Origin of the sequence: Providencia sp. Je.9.19, assembly GCF_051129765.1 — a bacterium.
In the GTDB taxonomy this organism is placed as follows: domain Bacteria; phylum Pseudomonadota; class Gammaproteobacteria; order Enterobacterales; family Enterobacteriaceae; genus Providencia.
On record NZ_JBCPSS010000008.1, the window covers coordinates 120,651 to 136,605 of the forward strand.

The 15,955-nt window shown below is 43.9% G+C and carries 12 protein-coding genes; 1 reads left to right on the top strand and 11 read right to left on the bottom strand.

What is annotated here, in order from left to right:
* Window positions 1-29: 29 nt before the first annotated feature.
* The 6 genes from AAZR93_RS19850 to AAZR93_RS19875 form a co-directional block, all read right to left on the bottom strand.
* Window positions 30-941, bottom strand: a complete 912-nt coding sequence (locus AAZR93_RS19850) for a fumarylacetoacetate hydrolase family protein (RefSeq protein WP_434720837.1) — start codon at window positions 939-941, stop codon at window positions 30-32.
* Window positions 942-1,079: 138 nt separating this feature from the next.
* Window positions 1,080-2,207, bottom strand: a complete 1,128-nt coding sequence (locus AAZR93_RS19855; protein WP_336430991.1) for a cupin domain-containing protein — start codon at window positions 2,205-2,207, stop codon at window positions 1,080-1,082.
* Window positions 2,208-2,236: 29 nt separating this feature from the next.
* On the bottom strand, window positions 2,237-4,546 hold the full coding sequence (locus tag AAZR93_RS19860) for a bifunctional salicylyl-CoA 5-hydroxylase/oxidoreductase (RefSeq protein WP_434720838.1): 2,310 nt from the start codon (window positions 4,544-4,546) through the stop codon (window positions 2,237-2,239).
* 28 nt (window positions 4,547-4,574) lie between these two features.
* On the bottom strand, window positions 4,575-4,994 hold the full coding sequence (locus AAZR93_RS19865) for an acyl-CoA thioesterase (RefSeq protein WP_294109774.1): 420 nt from the start codon (window positions 4,992-4,994) through the stop codon (window positions 4,575-4,577).
* A gap of 10 nt (window positions 4,995-5,004) precedes the next feature.
* Window positions 5,005-6,564 (bottom strand): indolepyruvate oxidoreductase subunit beta family protein, encoded by a 1,560-nt coding sequence (locus AAZR93_RS19870; protein WP_434720839.1) that lies wholly within the window; start codon window positions 6,562-6,564, stop codon window positions 5,005-5,007.
* A gap of 10 nt (window positions 6,565-6,574) precedes the next feature.
* The gene (locus tag AAZR93_RS19875) at window positions 6,575-8,773 is read right to left on the bottom strand and encodes a thiamine pyrophosphate-dependent enzyme (protein WP_434720864.1); all 2,199 of its coding nucleotides are present in this window, start codon (window positions 8,771-8,773) and stop codon (window positions 6,575-6,577) included.
* A gap of 858 nt (window positions 8,774-9,631) precedes the next feature.
* On the opposite strand from AAZR93_RS19875, the gene AAZR93_RS19880 reads away from it, so the two are divergent.
* Window positions 9,632-10,621, top strand: a complete 990-nt coding sequence (locus AAZR93_RS19880; RefSeq protein WP_434720840.1) for an AraC family transcriptional regulator — start codon at window positions 9,632-9,634, stop codon at window positions 10,619-10,621.
* 153 nt (window positions 10,622-10,774) lie between these two features.
* On the opposite strand, the gene AAZR93_RS19885 is transcribed toward AAZR93_RS19880, so the two are convergent.
* The 5 genes from AAZR93_RS19885 to AAZR93_RS19905 all read right to left on the bottom strand — a co-directional run bounded on the left by AAZR93_RS19885 (window position 10,775) and on the right by AAZR93_RS19905 (window position 15,954).
* Window positions 10,775-11,668: a SphA family protein gene (locus AAZR93_RS19885; RefSeq protein ID WP_294109782.1), complete on the bottom strand. Its 894-nt coding sequence runs from the start codon at window positions 11,666-11,668 to the stop codon at window positions 10,775-10,777.
* Window positions 11,669-11,743: 75 nt separating this feature from the next.
* On the bottom strand, window positions 11,744-13,357 hold the full coding sequence (locus tag AAZR93_RS19890) for a phytoene desaturase family protein (RefSeq protein ID WP_434720841.1): 1,614 nt from the start codon (window positions 13,355-13,357) through the stop codon (window positions 11,744-11,746).
* 3 nt (window positions 13,358-13,360) lie between these two features.
* Window positions 13,361-14,143, bottom strand: coding sequence for a cyclase family protein (locus AAZR93_RS19895; RefSeq protein WP_434720842.1), 783 nt, complete (start codon window positions 14,141-14,143; stop codon window positions 13,361-13,363).
* 14 nt (window positions 14,144-14,157) lie between these two features.
* Window positions 14,158-14,694, bottom strand: coding sequence for a flavin reductase family protein (locus tag AAZR93_RS19900; RefSeq protein WP_434720843.1), 537 nt, complete (start codon window positions 14,692-14,694; stop codon window positions 14,158-14,160).
* A gap of 15 nt (window positions 14,695-14,709) precedes the next feature.
* Window positions 14,710-15,954, bottom strand: a complete 1,245-nt coding sequence (locus AAZR93_RS19905; protein WP_294109789.1) for a styrene monooxygenase/indole monooxygenase family protein — start codon at window positions 15,952-15,954, stop codon at window positions 14,710-14,712.
* Window position 15,955: the final 1 nt, after the last annotated feature.

The following is a 15,955-nucleotide window of genomic DNA, read 5'->3' on the forward strand; positions in this document are numbered from 1 at the left end:
AGTCACGCTCCTTGGTGTTGATACTGCAATTAGATTGCAACGACGGGATGGCGTAGCTCGCCAATTTTCTCGACGTATGCCTCAATCACATCCCCTGGCCACACCCACTCTTGTGGTGAACGACCCGCACCAACGCCTTCAGGTGTCCCCGTCGCAATAATATCCCCCGGCTCTAAGGTTATCCCTTTGCTGATATCTGCAATTAATGCATTTACATTGAATAGCATATGACGTGTATTTGAATCTTGTTTAGTCACACCATTTACTTTCAAACTGAGATTCAGTGTGTGTGGATCTGGGATCTCATCTGCTGTGACGATACAAGGACCAAAAGGTGCGAAGGTGTCTTGGCCTTTCGAATAAATCCATTGACCTGCACGGCGACAATCACGCGCACTCATATCAATCATTAAGCTATAACCAAAGACATAGTTCAGGGCATCATCATGAGAAACGCTTTTTGCTCGAGTTCCCATAATGACCGCTAATTCAACTTCCCAATCTAACTGTTGTGTAATTGCGCCGTTATGCTCAATCGCATCTCCAGGGCCGATCACGGTTGTTGGTGGCTTAGAAAAAATGACGGGCTCTTTTGGTAACTCTTTTGAGGTATCAAGCGTTCGGCTAGACTCAGCGACGTGCTCTACATAGTTAAGCCCAATCCCAAAAATATTTTTTCTCGGACGAGGAATTGGTGCCAAAATCTTCACATTCTGCACAGACCATGCCGTTCCCGCCGGAAATTGCCCTTGATAAATATTGAGTAGCTCAGTGCCTGCACGTACTCCTTGTGGACCTAAATCAATAAAATCCAACATGTTATCCGGTAAATACTGCCCTTGCTCTTCGGCCAATCTTGCTAAATCAACCACTTGTTGATCAACAATTGCACCTAAACGTGCGGCAGCAGTAATATCTGAACGGTAAGTAATAAGACGCATAATTCTTCTCCTTGAGTTAGGTTTACTGACCTAACAAATTTGTCACTTAAAGAAATTCTTTATGTAAATAATCAAAACATACCCAAAATAATTCGCGCCAAGTGGTCATCAATACTTGAAACACAACGGGTATAATGATTAGCTGATAATCTTCTGGTGCCCATCATTCTCAGCCAGCGCTTCTTCGTAATAGAGTCCAAGTGAATGCATAACGGGCAAATCGTTAAAGCAAAATAAACAAGCGTCATCATTGTTCGAAGTATTGACGTGTTCATGGAACATCCATGATGGCACGCAAAAAATATCGCGTTCTTGCCAATCAAAACGCTGCCCATTAATAATTGAATAACCTTGACCTTTCGCCACTTGATAAATAAAACTTCCCGTATGGCGATGAGCTTTCCCCACAAAGCCAGGACGTAAAAGTTGCATACTCGCGCCAATCGTTGGCATAACAGGCCCCCCGCTTAGCGGATTGGTGTAATGCATGAGAACATCATCAAAAGGAGAGCCATCCGCCACTTTTGCAGCACGCTGTAAAGCTTCATAGGTCGGTCCCCACTGATATTTAAACAAAGGTGAATACGGTTTATCCCAACCAATATTATGTGGGCGTAAAGCCGTACCTGCCCACATGCCAACGGGGTAATCAATGGGTCTGGTCTGCACTTGGTTTAAATCTGGATGGACTTTATAGAAACCCGCTTCCAGCGCATTAACTAATGGAATATCTAAACCATCTTGCCAAATACACGGTAAACCATCATCGGCAACGCCATGCTCATGCCAAGTACCATTAGGCGTTAAGACAAAATCGTTAGCTTCTAACATCATTTTTTGCCCTTCAACGATGGTATAAGCCCCGCGACCCTCCATAATGAAACGCAATGCCGACGATGAATGCGCATGAGCAGATGCGGCTTCTCCCGGATGCATTACTTGTAAACCGGAATAGAGCCAGCCCACTGCGGCAGCAACATCTTGGCGCCCCGGGTTATTTAAATAAATCACTCGGCGCCCAGCTTTTTCTGGCGTAACCAGTTCAACAGAGCGTAAAACATGTTCACGTAACTCACGGTAGCGCCATAGCACAGGTACTGATTGCGATTTTGGCTGCCATGGCTCGATTTTATTAGCGACAGTCCATAACGCGCCTGTTTTTAATGCATCAAGCTCTTTGTAATACGCCACCAGCTCGGGAGTGTCTTCAACATCAGCACGTCCAGCGACACTTTCTCGGTATTGATCATGGGACTGAGTACTCATAAGGTTTTCCTCCTATCCGGCTAAGGCGCTTAGCGGTTTTTTGATTGTTGTAGTAATTGTTGGCGACCATATTCATAAGGTGCAGGCCAACTGACTGAATTCCACCCAAGGCGGGCACATTCATGAAGCAACCATGCCGGATCTGCCAGTAATGGGCGCGATAATGCACATAAATCAGCACGACCTGACGCGATAATGCTATTAACCTGATCGGCATCAGTGATAGCCCCAACGGCAATAACAGGTACTGAACCTTCATTACGAATACGGTCAGCCATTGGTGTTTGATACATACGCCCATAGATAGGCTGTTGTAATGGTGAAACTTCTCCTGAGGAGCAATCAATCATATCGGCACCAGCCTGATGCATGGCTTGTCCAATCAATACCGCTTCATCAACCGTGGTTCCGCCATCAACCCAATCAGTTGCAGAGATACGAACAGAAAGTGGTTTACCTTGCGGCCATGCATTTCTGACCGCACGAATCACCGCCAGCGGGAAACGTAAACGATTTTCAAGCGTTCCACCGTAGTTATCCGTACGTTGATTAGTCAGCGGTGAAATGAAACTTGAAAGTAAATAACCATGACCCGCTTGCAGTTCTAACCAATCAAAACCCGCGCTATCTGCGCATCTTGTTGCCGCAACAAATTGATCGATAATTGCAGCCATTTGCTTTTCGTTCAGTTCTGATGGCATCTGAGAAACATCAGGTAAATAAGGCAATGCAGACGCTGAAACCAACGGCCAATTATCTTTCTCTAATGGATAGTTTTCTTTTTCCCAACCGCGTTGAGTTGAGCCACGACGCCCCGCATGTCCTAACTGTATTCCGATTTTTGCATCCGTTTTTTGATGCACAAATTGAGTCACAGCTTTCCATGCGATGACTTGCTCATCATTCCAAATACCCGGGCAACCAAGAGTTGCACGCGCATCGGGTGCGATAGCCGTCATTTCAGTCATGATAAGACTTGCCCCACCGAGTGCTCGGCTACCTAAGTGCACCAAATGAAAATCACTGACTACGCCGTTGGTTGCGCAATAAAGCATCGTTGGCGAAGCAATAACTCGGTTTTTCAGTTCGATATCACGTAAGCGATAAGGCGTGAGTATGGGTGGGATTGGATTATCAGAAGAGATTACCCCCGATTGCTGTGCAAACCACTGTTCATAGGTTTTCAACCAATTAGCATCACGAGTACGTAAATTCTCATGAGAAATACGCTGAGAACGGGTTAATAATGAGTATGCAAATTGTTCTGGTGCTAAGTTTTCATAGCGGCTGACATTTTCAAACCACTCAGTAGAATTACGCGCAGCATTTTGAATTTTAAACACTTCAACGCTACGTACTTTTTGATAGTGTGCTAATCCTTTGCGCAAATCACCGTTGGTTGCCTTCAAGCTTTCACAAAGTTCAATCGCATCTTCTAAGGCTAATTTAGTCCCTGAACCGATTGAAAAATGCGCAGTATGTGCAGCATCTCCCATCAAGACAACCGGTACATCTTTACCATTTGATGGTGTAGTCCAATGTACCCAGTTATCACAAATGACTCGAGGAAAGCGGATCCAAATGGCAGCACCACGTAAGTGTGCTGCGTTGGCAATCAATTTTTCTCCATCAAGCCAAGGTGCAAATAGCTTTTCACAATAAGCAATGCCATCCTCTTGTGACATTTGGTCGATACCCGCCTTGAGCCACGTTTCTTCCGTTGTTTCAACGATAAAAGTCGATAACCCTTTTTCAAATTGATAGGCGTGGACTTGGAACCAACCATGTTCATTTTCAGCGAACAAAAAAGTAAATGCATCGAAGATCTTCTTAGTTCCTAGCCAAACAAAGCGGCAACGGCGCTGATCGATATCAGGCTTAAATACATTTTCATAGCGTGTACGTACTGCACTATTGATCCCATCGGATGCAATCAGTAGATCCGCATCATACTGAAGTGCAATTTCTTGATCGTCCGTAACTAAGGTTTCAAAGACGAGTTCAACGCCGACTTCAATACATCTATCTTGTAAAATATTGAGTAATTTTTTACGTCCAATCCCAATGAAACCATGACCACCACTGCGATTGCAGGTACCTTTGAAATGAATATCGATATCATCCCAATGACTAAATTCTGCGGAGATAGTTTCTGCGCAAACTGGATCGGCTTTGCGCAAGTTACTGAGCGTTGCATCAGAGAACACGACACCCCAACCAAAAGTGTCATAAGGACGGTTACGTTCAACGACCACCACACGGTTTTGTGGATTTTGCAATTTCATCAGCAACCCGAAATAAAGCCCTGCGGGACCGCCGCCAATACAAACGATATTCATGGAATGTCTCCTTTGTGACCTTGTGCCGTTACACCGGTTGCTGGGTTAAGGCGTTATAAAGCGCTTCAGGTATCGCTATCGACTGATGCGTTTCTAATGAAGTTGTGACATAGGTTTGCGTAACTTGCATACGCAATTCACCGCTTAAACTGGTACAACTTTGGCGTAACGTTATCGATTTACGACCAATACGTTCTACCTGTAATTCAAGCTGCACGTTATCGCCCATGCGACTAACCGCTTTAAATTCAGCTTCTAGATGAACCGTAGGTAATCCAAAGCGTTGATCAAGGATGTATCCAGCAAAACCTTCGGGGATCAACTCATCAATCCAACGCTCTAATAGATTGTTAAACATCACGAAATATTGTGGATAAAACACAATTCCCGCCGGATCACACTCAGAGAAATGAATTTTATGTGGTCGAGTAAATTTCAGCAGACTCATGATATTTTCCTTATTCCATCGCCAAACGTTGGCGGCATTTTTTTAATTCGTTGCCATGTTCATCAGCAAGTGCTGCTTCACGTAGTTCTCGCAAATTAATGGGTGAAAGTTGGCTACCTTGGCGTTGAACAATTTCCATTAAGGTTTGAAAGTTGCGCAAACCTCGTGCGTGAGTATCGCTATAGCCCTTAACCACTCTCTGGCACTGCACGATTTCCGTGGCTAATGCAGGATTAGTGCGAGCCGCTTCGACAACGGCGATTAACCAGTTATCAATGCGTTTATTTTCCAATTGATAACGTAAAGTTGAACGTCTTCCGCGCCGCCAAGCCGCCAGCAGGTACAACTGTAAAAACCCACCGAGAGAACTGGTAGTGATAGTGCGGCCCTTTTGTGCAAATTTGCGAAGCGCTTTGTGAAACCAATGTGGACGCATAAGCCAGCGACCTAAATTATTGGGAAGCGTCTCGCAAATTTCTTCAATACGTGGATGCATAAATTCATTTATGTCCAAAAGTTGGTTATCTTTTGCCTGTACCTCGCTGCGTACTCGGGCAAAGCGGCTATCACGAATTTTAAGATCAGCAACACGGATAGTGTCTTCATAAGACATCCAAAGTGCCAAATGACGAACAAGAGCACGCTGCAAGCGCTCATCTTGGCCGCCTTCTTGGGCAAATAGTTTTTTGAGCCGCTCTAAATAAAAAGTGGCGTATGCAGGGTCTTGGTAATCAATCAACCTGCGAACCCCTTCAATCGCTAAATAGTGAACATGAGGAGAAAATTCGGTTTCAATACGAGCCAATAATGCGGCAACGAGTTTATTTTTGGGTGCATGAACAACCTGTTGCGCAGCAGGAGACACATAAGCCTCTTCAGGTTGCGCTGCTTGTTCAGCGCCAAGCGTGAAAGCACGTAAACTAGGTTTTACACCGACACCACCGCGTACAATGGTTTCTTCAAATTGTTCACGGCTAAATGGCAATACACCAGAACCAAACAAGGCACCAAATAAGACAGCGCTGATCACGCTGCCACTGTCTTGCGCCGCTTGAGCCATATCGAAATGAATAAATTGGCGAGCCGCTTGACCTGTATGACGTATTAAAGCTTTGCTATCGACACGCCCGTCGCCCATCGCTGATTTTTCTGTGATGGAATAAACACGATGTGTCGAACTAATTAATGTGGTGCGCTCTGGTGTGACAAAACCACGTTGCACCGCTCTACCGGCTTCCATTAATTCAGAAGCAAGGACAATATCAACATCACCGGGCATCGGCATTTGCGCCAAGACAGGGGTAGGTGTTTGCGGATTATCCGCACCCGGAAATAACTCAACATAATAAATAGTGGCACCCGTACGCTGTGCTACACCCGGCACGGAGGTCGTTTGCGCAAAATAGCCGTTTTCTTCGCCTAAATTGACGACCCAGTCGGCGAGTACACCGCCGCCTTCACCGCCCATGGCTAAAATAGCGATTTTTATTGGTTGTAATGCGATCATCGACTGCATTGTTGACGATGAATGTGCCGTTGATGAATTTATTGTTGATGAATAAGCAGTCATATAGGCCTCTTTAAAAACTCAATTGTTCACGACGACGTGAATCACGACGTTGTAAATAGCCAATGAACCAACCGCGAACTCGGTGGCGCAATTTGTCCCAACCATTTGGATTGGTAATAATTTGAGCTTTAAAAAAAGAAGGACACAACACTGCGGCGTGAGAAACTTCACCGCATAAACCACAGCCAACACAGCTGTCCATCACCGTTGCGACCGGATCTGTTCTGAGTGGGTCTTGACTTGGTTTAATCGATAATGATGGACAACCCGATAAACGAATACAGGAGTGATCCCCCGTGCAAGTATCAGGATCAATACCAAAACGTTCACGAACAACCCGCTTACCTGCTGCAATATTATTACGAACGACTTTCTTTTCACGTCGCTGCTTATTCAACATGCATTCACTTTGCGCAATCAGTACTTTCGGCCCACTTTCATTGGTGGTCAGTGCTTCGCGCAATGTTTTAGTCATGGTTTTAAGATCATAGGTGTGCTTAATTGTTTTCACCCAATTAACACCAACCCCTTTCACTGCTTTTTCAATTTCATGACCTGTACTACGAGTTGGGTTTAATGCAGTCGATGACAAAATATCTTGGCCACCAGTTGCTGAGGTATAGTTATTATCAATAACGATAGTTAAGTTATCACTACGGTTGAATACACTATTGGCAATCCCACTGGTTAAACCGTTATGCCAAAAACCGCCATCCCCCATAACGGAAATTGCTCGTTTGCTAGCTTTTGCATTCAATGCCGCTGCACCCGCCCCACCAAGGCCATAACCCATAGTGGTATTACCTAAATTAAATGGAGGAAGAATCGAAAATAAATGACAGCCAATATCAGCACTGATGTGATGTTCACCAAGTTCGCGTTCTACCAATTTCATGGCAGTAAAAATAGGCCGCTCAGGACAACCGGTACAAAACCCTGGTGGGCGCGCATGGACAGTCTCATCCAAAGTTGGTTCAGCAGCATTGACATACTCAGGTTCTAAATCTTCAATTAGTGGTGCTGCAACATTAATAGTTGGAATACGAATTTGTTTTGCTGCGGATTTAACTTGTGGTGCAATTTTTTCATAACGTTCAAAAAAGGAGCGAATACCCGCCAAGACGGTTGCGGTGTTATATTCTCCCGCCATCGGTAGCATATCTTTACCGTGCAATGCCGTGCTAATTTCGCGCTGACGCAAAATATTAGCGACATTCTGCTCAACAAAATTTGGCTGACCTTCTTCTAGGACTAATATGGCTTTTTTATTACGGCAAAAACGTTCAAACTCATCATCAACTAATGGGTATGCTACGTTCATGACATACAATGGAATTTGGCTGTTACCAAATACATCCGCCAGCCCAATTTTATTCAACGCGCGGATCAGTGTGTTGTAACAACCACCTTGTAATGCTATCCCCACATCATCGGCATCTTCAGAAAAAAACTCATTCAGCTCACGCTGTTTAATGAATTCGATTGCAGCTGGCCAACGAGATGCAATTTTCTCTTTTTCGTGTAAAAAACTCGCAGGCGGTAGAACTATCCGACTGACATCACGAGTTGGATTTTCGAGTGCATCTTTAACTGTATATTTAGGATGTTGATTATCAGCACAAACAAATTGACCATGCACATGGCAAGAGCGAATACGCATTTGCAACATAACCGGAGTATTACTCGCTTCAGAAAGGTCAAAACCATCTTTTACGGCTTGAACAATCGACGGTAAATTGGGGCGAGGGTCTAACAACCACATTTGAGATTTCATGGCAAAAGCATGACTACGCTCCTGCATAATCGACGATCCTTCACCGTAGTCTTCACCGACGATAATCAGCGCGCCGCCTAATACGCCACCAGAAGATAAGTTCGCAAGGGCATCCGACGCCACGTTGGTACCGACAGTCGCTTTAAAAGTCACAGCACCACGTAGCGGATAGTTAACAGAGGCGGCAAGTGTTGCCGCAGCAGTCGCTTCACTAGCACTATTTTCAAAACGAATACCGTATTCAGATAAAATATCTTGTGCATCAGCTAAAACGTCCATCAAGTGAGATATTGGTGCACCTTGATAGCCGGCAACATAAGAGACACCTGATTCTAGTAATGCTTTTGTTACAGCAAGGATGCCTTCACCGCTGAAAACGTCACCTTGCCCTTGTCGTAATTTTTGAACTTCTTGTACAAACGAACGCTCAGCCATTTTAACCTCACCAATCAACATCAGAATGTTTTTATCTTTTTTGTGTTTCTTATTTGTATCTTTTTTGTTACGCATAGGTCAATCCATGATTAATCATGGATATTAGATTTATGCAGAGAGTGGATAGGACATGCATATAACGGACAAATAGACTGTAAAATAAGGGAAATATTGCAATTTGCTAAGGATATGCGTTGAGGTGAGAAGTAAAATTTAATAAGCAAAAAACACTATAAATCATCACTTAACCATTATTAAGCCCTACAAATATAAAGGTGATAGTTGATAACGCTAAGTAATCACATGCAAACAGTTTATTAAATGGTTTCCTATATTAACTATTAGATGAATATATATAACAATATGATAAATCATGGATGTTTTGCTATTTTTCAAAAAAATAACTTTATTTTTTATATTGTTAGTGACATCACAATAACCATACTCTTTCTGTATTTTTGCATTTTTTGGATAGTTTTTGCACATATTCGGCTAGGTAAGGCAAATTGTTTATGTTATGTTCAAATCACAATTAGTTACAAATAGTTTAATGAAATGTTAAATAATGAGGCTAGGTTAAAATTAACAACTCACTCAAACCAAACATAAAATTATAGACATAAACTAATTCGCATCATCGATAATCAATAGACTAAAAAATAACTACAACACATTGATTTTATTAAAATAACAATCTACTAAAAACATAAATTTTATAAAATACCCTAAATAATTCGGATTGCAGGTAGGCGGTAAGAGAATATATCTTGGGGAGCATACACAAGTATGTGACCCGAGTAGCTGAGCGCAACCAACACCCCTGCAATTCGAATTATAACGGGTATGGAGGTATCTCCGATGCTGAGCAACACAACACCCATAGAAAACCAACTCTGTTCTTCAGAACGGTTACTCTTTACCTCTGCTGACCCTGAAGAAATAAAATCGATGGTAGGCCGAGTCATGAAGCCCCATCAGTTTCATTTACTTAATCCACATCAACGCCTTGATGCGCGTATGCACTATATTCCGATGGGCGATATTTCCCTTAGCCGTTTAAGATATGGCGCTGATGTTTGTATTGTCCCGGGCCAACTTCAAGATTTTTTTCTCGTACAAATGCCCCTCTCAGGAAGTGCTATTATTGAAAGTGGGGGAAAACGTCTAGAATCCAATCCACAAATGGCGTCAATACTCAGTCCTGAAGAATCCACAGCAATGCGTTGGAATAGCGATAACGACCAATTCATGCTGCGCATTTCACGGTCACTACTAGAACGTTCTTTGGTTGGACAACTCGGTCATACCTTAGATAAGCCTTTAGTCTTTGAACTAGGATTTGCTTGGCAGTCTTGTATCGCATGGCGCACATTAATGAATTATTTGATTGAATGCGCGACAAAAACGCCCGATCTACTCCAACACAAATTGATCGCTACTCAAGTAGAACAACTAGTTTCAGTCACATTATTATCTACTCATATTCATAATTACGCCGAAGACTCGGGCTTAAGAAGAGCGACAATTCGTCCTCGCCATGTTCGCCGTGTCCAAGAATATTTAGAAGCTCATGCCCATGAACCTATTACGGTTGAGCAACTTGCACATATTGCAGGGGTCAGTTTACGTAGCTTATATGCTGGATTTAAAGAGTTTTTAGATATCAGTCCGATGCAATATTTGCGTGATTTACGAATGGAACGAGTACGCGCTGAATTGTTATCTGGGGAAGCCACAAATGTCACTGGTGTCGCATTGCGCTGGGGCTTTGCACATATGGGCAGATTTAGCGCCGAATATAAACATCGTTATGGCGAAACACCAAGCCAAAGTATGAAAAAAGCCTAATTAATCCAAATAGCTAATTATTATTAATACAAAATATCCATAAGCTAATTAACAAATCATTAAATTATTATTAATCAGAGAAACTCTTCACCAGAAAGCACCGCACCATGATCATTTACTGGGCGGTGCTTTCTCATTAATAACTGAAAATAATTAGAATGGAATTGAAGCCTTTAGATAAATTTGTGAACCTTCTGGACGATTTCTTACACCAAAATCTTTCTCCCACTTAGCCGTAAACAACCAGCCTTGTGGATTCGCATAGCGAATTGATGGTCCAATCGCATAGGCTCGAGCCTTACCTTGAGCTGAATTGTCACCGCTATCATCCGTTGTTTGCCAGAAGGTATAGCCACCAATACCCGCCACCCAACCATTACCAAATCCCCAACCTAATGCATAATCGGTATGAAAGGCCTGCCCTGAGCGGGTTTTCGTATCATTGTTTTTGAAATTAAAGTCATACATCATTTTTAAATCGGCATTGATTCCAACGGGTGGAATATAGCTAATTGCCCAAACTGGCTGTAGCGCCCAGTAATTCTTACCTAAGCTTGATGGGTCTGTTTTACTGTATTTTCCTGTTGGCGCATAAGCATCTAAGCCAACCACATAATGTAAATCAGCGGATGGATGAAAACCCAATGCAGGACCAAAAGTAACATCCCCCAAGCCTCGACTGGTATCTTTTTTCCCTGCCGCTTTTGCGGTCACATCTAACAATGGGACGATAGTATGAAAAGCCAGATCGCCACCCAGTATCTTTTGATCAGTAACCCAAATTAAACGCGGCGCTAAAACATTCACATTCACACTAAAACCCGGAACAGGTATTTTATCGCCTTTGTTATCTCGCACACTGTCATAGTGCGCATTACCGCCGTACATCAATACATGAACTCCTGGCGGTGGCAGCGCACCTGACATAAAATTCTCTAATCCGTCAGGATAGATCCCTAATCCTCCCCCTTCGGTTGCAACAGCACCCAATGAAAGTGCGCCGAGACACGAACCTGCTACCAGCTTGCTGATTGTTTTCTTATTCATCATTTTTCCTGCCATAGTGGGTTGTCTTACTGTGTGTGCTTTGCTTGTTATTGTGCATTTCCATTGCTTATTTGATTATGTTCTACGTTTTACAGCTAATTTCTGAGCAACTAAATATCCTGAGCCGCCACCAAGACCGGGACCTGGGTGAGTTGAGGCTCCAATATGAAATAGATTTTTCACTGCGGTTTGATGTGTTTTTGTTTGCCCTGATGCGGCAAAAGGACGTAACCAGAAAAATTGATCAGGAGAGCAGGTTCCTGAGTAAGGATCCCCGCCAACCAGATTACAGTTGTAATTCTCTAAATCTGCTGGAGAAATTGCTTTTCGTCCAACAATTAAGGAAGTAAAACCAGGCATGACCAACTCTAAACGTTGCTGGATTCTATCCGCGACGGCTTCACGGACAGTTTCATTCCAACGACCATCCGCTGGAACTGTAATTTCCCCTGCCGCATCACCTTTTAATTGACGAGGTAATTCTTGCATCTGGATCCATAAGATCCACCCACCATCAGGAGCTCGACTTGGATCTAATGCGGTTGGCTGGCCAATACCAAAAGTCGGCCTGTCAGGTAAATAACCATTATTCGCTTGTGTTACCGATAGACAAACTTGTTCCATGCTTTCCGTAAAATGCACTAAAGGCACATTGCGCAATTCAGAGTTACACCATGGCGGCGGCGCACTCAATGCAAAATGGATTTGCATACCTGCTCGCCCATAACGATAACCTTTTGCGCTTTGCATCACTTGGGGAGAAACATCATCAAGTAATGAGCCATACAACTGAGTCGGGGTCACATTGCACACCACACTTTCAGTGGCATTGAACACTTCACCATTTACGATGACACCCGTCGCTCGACTATTTTTTTCACTGCCTTGAGTGATAATTTTCTCAACATGCATTCCCGTTTGTAATTGACCGCCGTGCTCTTCAATGACTTTGGCAAACGCCTCGACAATACGGAAACTTCCCCCTTTAACAACCGGCATTCCACCTGCAACAACCGCGGCAAAAGTAAGCTTACCAATCAACGCTGAACTAGCTTCATCAGGCCCGAGTCCAGTGTGCAACACCCATGGAGCCATCAGCGCGCGACTAAAATCATGCTGTAATTCACGTTCAGACCAACGACGAAAACTTTCAACACCCGACTTAGCGAAATCAAGCAACCCATCAACGCCGCGTTTACGCCACTCGGAAAACAATAGCTTTAACATGCCACCGCTATACGGATTCTGTCCTAACAAACCAAAAGTTAGCGCCGCATCTTCTGTAAATAATTTATCGGCCATCCGACGAAAGACCAAACCATCACCAGGAGCAATACTATCGAGTTGCTTAGCCGCTTCAGCAATATCACGTTTTAAAGCAATTGATTTACCATCCGGTTGAACCAATCCGGTTGAATAATCACATTGCGCAAATTCCAAACCCTGTTTTTTTAAATAGGGTTCGAGCTCTTGATAGCCAGGACTGCCCACAAATAAGGAATACCAGCAAGAAAGCAGATCATGGGTATAGCCTTCAAATAAATTTTCTGTACGAATACAGCCACCTAAGCTTTCATTTCGCTCAAGCACTAAAACCGATTTTCCGCGCACTGCCAATAAGGCGGCACACATTAATGAGTTCATTCCACTGCCAACAACAATGACTTGAGGATCGGAGAATGTCGCCATACCTCACCCCACGAGTGCGAGTACACGCAAAGGACTACCAGAACCGCCTTCAATTTTCAAAGGCGCAGCCACAATTACCACTCCTGTTGCAGGCAGTTGATCGAGATTTTTCAAACATTGCAGGCCATATTTGTTATTGCCATGCATTAAAGTGTGGCATGGATAAGGCATAGGCCAAGCGTAGGATTGCCCTGCGTCGGTATTGATAGTTTCAACACCAAAACCTTTTACATCACGCTGATGAATAAGCCACTCGACCGCCTCTTGAGAAGGCCCCGGCGTATGAGCGCCATCTTCACGCATATTGACATACGCTTCTGGATTATCTGATTTTTTCGACCAATCAGTTCTAAACAAAACCCAAGCATTTGATGGAATTTTTCCGTGTTTAACTTCCCACTGTTGTAGGAAATCGACAGTCAGTACCCAATCCGAATTTTGTGCCACTTCTTTACTCGCATCAACAACCACTGCTGGGGCAACAAAGTGGTGCACAGGGATGGTATCAACGGTGTTATTGGCTTGATCTTTACCACTTATCCAATGAATCGGGGCGTCAAAGTGGGTGCCAGTATGCTCACCACAACTAAAATTATTCCAATACCATGCTGGGCCATTGTCATCATAGCGGGAGATTTGCTCCATACTAAATGACCATACCTGTCCGAATTGCTCCGGCAGTTGCAGCGCAGGAAAAGACGGTGATAGTGTCTGTGTCAGGTCGATAACCTGAATATTGCCTTGTTGTAATTGCGTGGCAAATGACATTAATAATTGCTGATCCATAGTGTCTCCTGCGCCTAGAGCGCGTCATGTAAAGCAGTAAAAACACCGCTATGAAAAACTAAAGGTTTACCCGTTTCACTGCCAATACGGCGAACATGTCCAACCATTAATAGATGGTCACCGATGTGATCCTGTTTGTGATTTTCACAAACTAAAGTGACGATAGCCCCATGTAATGCAGGTAAACCTTCTGGCGTAATATGAATGGCAACATTCTCAAATTTATTTTCAATACGAGGATTCGCAAAACGCATGGCTAGCTCTTGGTGATCCTTACCCAAAATATTAATAGTGAAATGCTGGCAATCACGAAATGCTGCTAAGTTCGGCGAATGGTTAACTAAACTCCATAACACTAGCGGAGGATCGAGTGAAAGGGATGCAAATGAGTTAATGGTCAACCCAACATCACGACCATCCGCAGTACGCGTCGTGACGATTGCTACCCCTGTCGGGTAGCAACCAAGTAAATTGCGCAACGTTTTTGATTCAAATTCGGTATGACCCCATTGGCTGTCACACATTAGCGTATCCTCTGCAATCATAGACATACTGATTCCTTCCCGTTAAGCGCGGGCTTCTTCCATCATTTGTGATTGAATATAGGCTTCGCAGGCTTGCCCATCTTTCCACCATGGGAATAATACTGGCGGATAGTTAAAAGCATTAGCGATAGTATGGGCGAGTGATGGCAATTGTTGCGCCGCACCTAATAAGTGCAAAATATGAGGCTCTGGCGGGGCTAATAATGAATTAGTCCATTCCACAACATTGCGGCCGTATTTCCAGAATTGCTCGAATGTTTCAGTCATCCACTCCGCGGTATAAGCCTTGTCTCCATGCGCTAAAATCGCGTCATAATAGACTTTGCACGCTTTGGTGGCATTGTTAGAACCTTGTCCTGTGAGTGGATCATTGGTCACTAATGCATCCCCTAATCCGAACACTACCTTGCCCGATGGCAATGTCAGAACAGGTTTACGTACCGTTGGTGCAAAACGACCCGCCAGAATACCGTTATCATCGGTCAACTCGATATTGCGGCAACGATCCGCTTCCCAAGGTAAATATGTGTTGAGGATCTTTTTGCTATAAGCCAAATGTTCTTGTGGAGTACGCGCTTCATTCCATTGATCCATCGGCCCCCCCGGAACGCCTTCAAATACCATGATGTGACAATCGCCACTATTAGTAAGTGAGGGAAACACAAAATATTCGCCAATACCGGGGATCAAATTAAAGGAGACTTGTGAATATTCTGGCGTTGGTAACATGCCATGAACATAAGTCAGCGCTAATGCACGCTGTGGCTTATCATAGGGTGAGCGAGATGCATCACGCTCGAGAAGTTTGACTATCTCGCCTTTACCACCTGCGAGTATCACTAAATCATGAGTTTCAGCTAAACGCTCAAGCTCAGCAACACCCACATCTTCGATGCGCAAATTACCGCCACGAGCGGCAAATAGCTCCATCCAGTAAGGCATTTTGATTCGTTGATCAACTGCCTGTGCATAGTTATCTAAGCGAGAACGCCATGTGATCGCTTTTTCACCCGGTTTTTCTGGGTGGGGAACGGTAAAGCCAATACCTTCAACGGGTGGACATTCGTCTTCCCAAAAGTTAATTCCTAGATCACGCTCAAATTGCAGTGAAATATCAAACATACATTGGCTAGACATCACGCGACCATTTTTGACATCATCCGGTGTGCGGTTAGTGGCGACGGTGACTTCATAACCTTTGTTCAAGAGGCCTAAAGCCAATGGCATACCCGCTTGACCACCACCTACGATTGCAATACGACGCATA

Excerpts from the sequence above, each read along its gene's own strand:
- AAZR93_RS19850 (WP_434720837.1), bottom strand. The coding sequence starts at position 941 with ATGCGTCTTATTACTTACCGTTCAGATATTACTGCTGCCGCACGTTTA.
- AAZR93_RS19855 (WP_336430991.1), bottom strand. The coding sequence starts at position 2,207 with ATGAGTACTCAGTCCCATGATCAATACCGAGAAAGTGTCGCTGGACGT.
- AAZR93_RS19860 (WP_434720838.1), bottom strand. The coding sequence starts at position 4,546 with ATGAATATCGTTTGTATTGGCGGCGGTCCCGCAGGGCTTTATTTCGGG.
- AAZR93_RS19865 (WP_294109774.1), bottom strand. The coding sequence starts at position 4,994 with ATGAGTCTGCTGAAATTTACTCGACCACATAAAATTCATTTCTCTGAG.
- AAZR93_RS19870 (WP_434720839.1), bottom strand. The coding sequence starts at position 6,564 with ATGACTGCTTATTCATCAACAATAAATTCATCAACGGCACATTCATCG.
- AAZR93_RS19875 (WP_434720864.1), bottom strand. The coding sequence starts at position 8,773 with ATGGCTGAGCGTTCGTTTGTACAAGAAGTTCAAAAATTACGACAAGGG.
- AAZR93_RS19880 (WP_434720840.1), top strand. The coding sequence starts at position 9,632 with ATGCTGAGCAACACAACACCCATAGAAAACCAACTCTGTTCTTCAGAA.
- AAZR93_RS19885 (WP_294109782.1), bottom strand. The coding sequence starts at position 11,668 with ATGAATAAGAAAACAATCAGCAAGCTGGTAGCAGGTTCGTGTCTCGGC.
- AAZR93_RS19890 (WP_434720841.1), bottom strand. The coding sequence starts at position 13,357 with ATGGCGACATTCTCCGATCCTCAAGTCATTGTTGTTGGCAGTGGAATG.
- AAZR93_RS19895 (WP_434720842.1), bottom strand. The coding sequence starts at position 14,143 with ATGGATCAGCAATTATTAATGTCATTTGCCACGCAATTACAACAAGGC.
- AAZR93_RS19900 (WP_434720843.1), bottom strand. The coding sequence starts at position 14,694 with ATGTCTATGATTGCAGAGGATACGCTAATGTGTGACAGCCAATGGGGT.
- AAZR93_RS19905 (WP_294109789.1), bottom strand. The coding sequence starts at position 15,954 with ATGCGTCGTATTGCAATCGTAGGTGGTGGTCAAGCGGGTATGCCATTG.